The sequence below is a fragment of the Pseudomonadota bacterium genome, assembly GCA_010028905.1.
Taxonomy (GTDB): Bacteria; Vulcanimicrobiota; Xenobia; order RGZZ01; family RGZZ01; genus RGZZ01.
In genome coordinates this window covers 1-4,520 of sequence record RGZZ01000410.1, presented here as the reverse complement: position 1 = coordinate 4,520, position 4,520 = coordinate 1, and the positions used below count along the sequence as shown (strand labels likewise).

Here is a 4,520-nt window from a genome sequence, read left to right as displayed (position 1 = left end):
CGCGGATCTGAAGGGGGCCAACATCGCCACCACGCTCGGCGATTCGCTGCAGCGCTGGCTCATCGCAACGTGCAAGGAAGCCGGCTTGCGCGAGGAAGACATCACCATCGAGGAGTATCGCCCGCTGCTCTCGGAGGCCGATCCGCAGGTCGGCGCCCTCGTGATCTGGGAACCCATCCTCCCCACGGTCATCGCCAAGGGGTTTCGTCAGCTCAAGGGCGATCGCTACTACACCACCGTCTTCTTCAGTGAGCGGTTCCTGCTCCGGCGGGAGAAGGCGGTTGACGTGATGGTGTCGCTCAAGCAGGCCGCGTGGTATGTCAGCCAGCATCATGCAGAGGTCAACCAGTGGTATCGCGAGGGCGAGCAGATGCGCATCGGGGATGAGGCCCTCGACGCGATGAGCCGGGGAAACGAGCTCTACACCGCGTCGTCTCCGTCCTCGTTCACCCATGGGTTCGTGGGCCCCGAGCTCACCCTCGATGCGCTCGTCGACCCCGCACCCGCAACCGAGGCCGACCGCCGCTTCTAGGACTGCGAATCCAGGGATTCGCGTCGCTGCGTAGAAAATGCCTCCATCAACGCACCGCCGGGAGGTACACGCACGTGGCCAGGATGAAGCGCCGACACGAGCTCGAGGGTTTCAGTGGCAAGGTGGGGGAGAACCTCCGCCTGACGCCCAGAGATGACGGGCGGGTCCACGTGGTGGCCCGAGATGGCGGGTTTGAAGGGGCTTCGTTCCCGCACTGGCAGGTGTTCAAGGACGCCGTGGCCTATGCCAGGCAGTCTCACGGCCTCGACGCCTATGTCGAGACGGCCGTACGCACGCAAGAGACGCCGTTTCACGTTGCCACCGCCGATTTTCTGAGCCCGCCCGAGATCAAAGCCATCGATCTCGAAGAATATCATGGGCGCCCAGGCGACCCGATACACGTGCTGGCCATCGATGACGTCGAGGTGGCTGAGGTCGGGGTGCTCATCACCGACGATGAGAATCACCTGATCGAGATGGGCAAGGCCAGTCGCACCGACGAGAATCGCTGGACGTACGTCGCCACCCGCCAGGCGCCGGGCCATCACGTGCGCGTCATCGTCGACGCTGCCGACCTGCCCGGACATCTTGATGAGGTGCGCGTCGAGAAGGACATCTGAGCGTCCGCGGTTTCGGAAGAGGTCATCGCACGCTGCGGTGAGACTGTTCCGCGTGGGTGGGGAACCATGCCTGTGTGACTCTGCACACGTCGCCTCCCACGACTGAAGAGCAACCCACGGATCTCTCCGCAGGTCCTGCGCCTGCAAGAAGGCGCCGTCACGTGGTGCTGTTCGTGGCGATGGTCGTGCTGATTGCGCTTTCGACTGTCTGGTTGCGTTGGCGCGCCGTGCCTCGCGCACGATACGAGACGCGCCTTGTCGATCGCGGGCCCATCGACGAGACTGTGCTGGCCACGGGCACGTTGCAGCCGGTTCTCACCGTGAACGTGGGCAGCCAGATCTCCGGTCAGGTTCTGCAGGTCTTCGTCGACTACAACAGCGTGGTTCGCAAGGGCCAGCTGCTCGCGCGCATCGATCCGCGCACGTTGCAGGCGCAGCGCGAGCAGGCGCAAGCCGATCTCAGCAACGCCCGCGCGGCTGTTCGCAGCGCCGCGGCAGACCTCCAGGGCGCGCGCACGAACGTGGCCGCCGCCGACGCAGGGGTCGTGGCGGCCGAGGCCACGCTGGCCCAGGCGCGGGCCGCGCGTCGCACCGCAGAAGCGCAGCTGGTGCAGGCACGCGCCTCGGTGAGTCGAACGCGCGCGCAGTCGTCGATGGCACGGATCACCTATTCGAGGAATCTCGATCTGGTCAACGAGAGGCTTGTGGCGCCGCAGGACATCGACGCGGCCCGCGCCAGCCTGCTCACCGCCGAGGCCGATGAGGCAGGCGCAGGCGGTCAGGTGAGGATGGCTCTGGCCGGCATCGTGGGGGCCGACGCAAACGTTCGAAACGCACTCGCGGCGCTTGTCACGTCGCGGATCCGGCGGGCCACCGCCCAGGCGCAGCTGGAGAGCGCTCACGCGCAGCAGGGTCAGGCGCTGTCGCAGCTCGAGAAGACGCGTGCCACCCTGCGCCAGATCGTGGTGAACCTGGGGTATGTGGAGATTCGTTCGCCCATCGACGGCGTGATCATCTCTCGCCTCGTCGATCCGGGTCAGACCGTGGCCGCTTCCTTCCAGACCCCACAGATGTTCCAGGTTGCTACAGCGCTGCGACGCTGCCAGGTGATGGCGTCGGTCGACGAGAGCGACATCTCGAGGGTGTTTGTGGGCCAGTCGGTGTCGTTCACGGTGAATGCATGGCCGAACCGGGTGTTCCGGGGCGGGCGCGTGGTGAGCATACGAAATGCGTGGCAGTCGGTGCAGAACGTGGTCACCTATCCCGTGCTCATCGACGCGCGCAACGACGCGCTTGTCTTGCGTCCCGGCATGACCGCCAATCTCACCCTCGCGGTGGCGCATCGCGACGACGTGGTGCGGGTTCCGAACGCCGCGCTGCGCTTCCAGCCGGCCGATGAGGCCGCGGTTCATGCACCGCCTGAGCGGCAGGTGGTGTGGGTGACCTCGCCCGACGGGCGCCTGCGCCCCCGCTTCGTGTCGTGTGGCATCACCGACGGGGTGCACACCGAGGTTCTCGACGCAGCGCTGCAGCCCGGTGAATCAGTCGGGGTGGGGCTGATCACGAGCGCGTCCGCAACGGGGGCCGGGCCCGTGCCTCGCGCGACGCGTTGAGAGCGCGCTTCGTCGAGCGGTTTGCCCGCGGCGCAGCGATGTGCCGTCGCACACGCGTGTCTGCAGCGACGAGCAGGCGATGGCCGAGCGCAATGGTCGCCTGCGCATGAAGATGATGATGACCATCGCGTTGCGCTCGCTGGCACGCAGCAAGATGCGCACCATGCTCACCATGCTCGGCGTGATCATCGGCGTGGCTGCGGTCATTGCGACGGTGGCGCTGGGCGAGGGGGCAAGCGCCACCATACAGAGCCGCATCGCGGGGCTGGGCACGAATCTCGTCACGGTGTTCGGCGGCAGCGCCACCACGGTGGGCGTGCGCATGGGCGCGGCTGCGGTGGAGTCGTTCACCCGCGCCGACGTCGAAGCCATCGGTCGTGACTGCCCGTCGGTCTCAGCACTGACGCCGGTGCTTCGCAAGGGAGTGCAGGCTGTGGGGCCCACCGTGAACTGGTCGACCCAGCTGCAGGGGGTGAATGAGGCGTACTTTGCGATTCGCGAGTGGTCGTGCGATCTGGGCTCTCCTTTCACCCTGGCCGATGTGCGGGCGTCGGCGAAGGTGTGCATCATCGGCCAGACGGTGCGCCGCGAGCTGTTCGGAGCAGACGACGTGGTGGGGCGGGTGCTGCGCGTGAGCACGGTGCCGCTCACCATCGTGGGTGTTCTTGCGGCGAAGGGTCAGAGCACGTTCGGCCAGGATCAAGATGACGTCGTGGTGGTGCCCTGCACCACCTACATGAACCGCATGCGGGGGGGCGACCGGTTCAGCCTGCTGCTCGTGTCAGCGGTCAGTGCCGACCGCGTCACGATGGCGCGAGACGAGATTGCGGCGTTGCTGCGCCAGCGCCACCACATCCGCGATGTGCGCGACGACGACTTCTTCATTCGAACCCAGCAAGAGATCTCCGAGACCGCCGAGGAGACCATGGCGACATTCACCTGGCTGCTCGGGGGCATTGCGGCGGTGTCGCTCATCGTGGGCGGCATCGGCATCATGAACATCATGCTGGTGAGCGTCACCGAGCGCGTCCACGAGATCGGCATCCGCATGGCGGTGGGTGCTCGCAGCAGCGATATCATGCTGCAGTTCGTCATCGAAGCGCTGGTGCTCAGCGTGGGGGGAGGCGTTGTCGGCGTGGTGCTGGGGGCGGCCGTGGTGCAGGTCGTCGCGTGGCTGTCGCCGTGGACGCCTGTTATGACGGCCTCGAGCGTGATGCTGGCCTTCGGTTGCTCGGCGGCTGTCGGGGTGTTCTTCGGGTACTATCCGGCGCGGAGCGCTGCGCGGCTCGATCCCATCGAGGCGCTGCGGCACGAGTAGGGGGGCGTCTGACGCTCGGATGTCGGGTTCTGTTTATCGCGTAGGGTAGCGGACGTGAGAAGAGCGAATCGGGAAGGGGAGGGTACCGTGGTCGTTGAAGACCGCGGCCACCACAAAGCTGCTGTGCTACGCGCAGTGAATCGATCGGAGGAACCAGGCTTTCCGCCAGGCCCGACGCCGCCCCCCCTTCACCGCCGCAGCCGCCGCCCAATGTCGCGTTGATGCAGATGATCTTTGGGGGCTGGTGATCGCAGGCCCTCATGGTGATGACCCGCCTGGGCGTGCCGGATCTGCTCGTGTCAAGACCGCTCGACGCCGAGACGCTGGCAGAGCGAACGGGCACCAATGCCGACGCCATGTACCGCTTGATGCGGGCCCTGGCCAGCGAGGGGCTGTACACGGTCGACGGCGAGACTGTGTTCGAGTACTTCAGCGAC

At 66.5% G+C, this 4,520-nt stretch carries 5 protein-coding genes; all 5 read left to right on the top strand.

What is annotated here, in order from left to right:
- A partial coding sequence (locus tag EB084_20125) for a hypothetical protein (protein ID NDD30574.1) occupies positions 1–532 on the top strand: 532 nt, incomplete at its 5' end.
- 83 nt (positions 533–615) lie between these two features.
- Entirely contained in the window at positions 616–1,152 is a 537-nt protein-coding gene (locus EB084_20120; protein NDD30573.1) for a hypothetical protein, read from the top strand.
- Between the two features lie 161 nt (positions 1,153–1,313).
- Positions 1,314–2,765: an efflux RND transporter periplasmic adaptor subunit gene (locus tag EB084_20115; GenBank protein NDD30572.1), complete on the top strand. Its 1,452-nt coding sequence runs from the start codon at positions 1,314–1,316 to the stop codon at positions 2,763–2,765.
- Between the two features lie 106 nt (positions 2,766–2,871).
- A complete protein-coding gene (locus EB084_20110) occupies positions 2,872–4,083 on the top strand; it encodes an FtsX-like permease family protein (GenBank protein NDD30571.1) in 1,212 nt (403 codons plus the stop codon).
- 260 nt (positions 4,084–4,343) lie between these two features.
- On the top strand, positions 4,344–4,520 hold a 177-nt coding region (locus tag EB084_20105), incomplete at its 3' end, for a methyltransferase (protein NDD30570.1).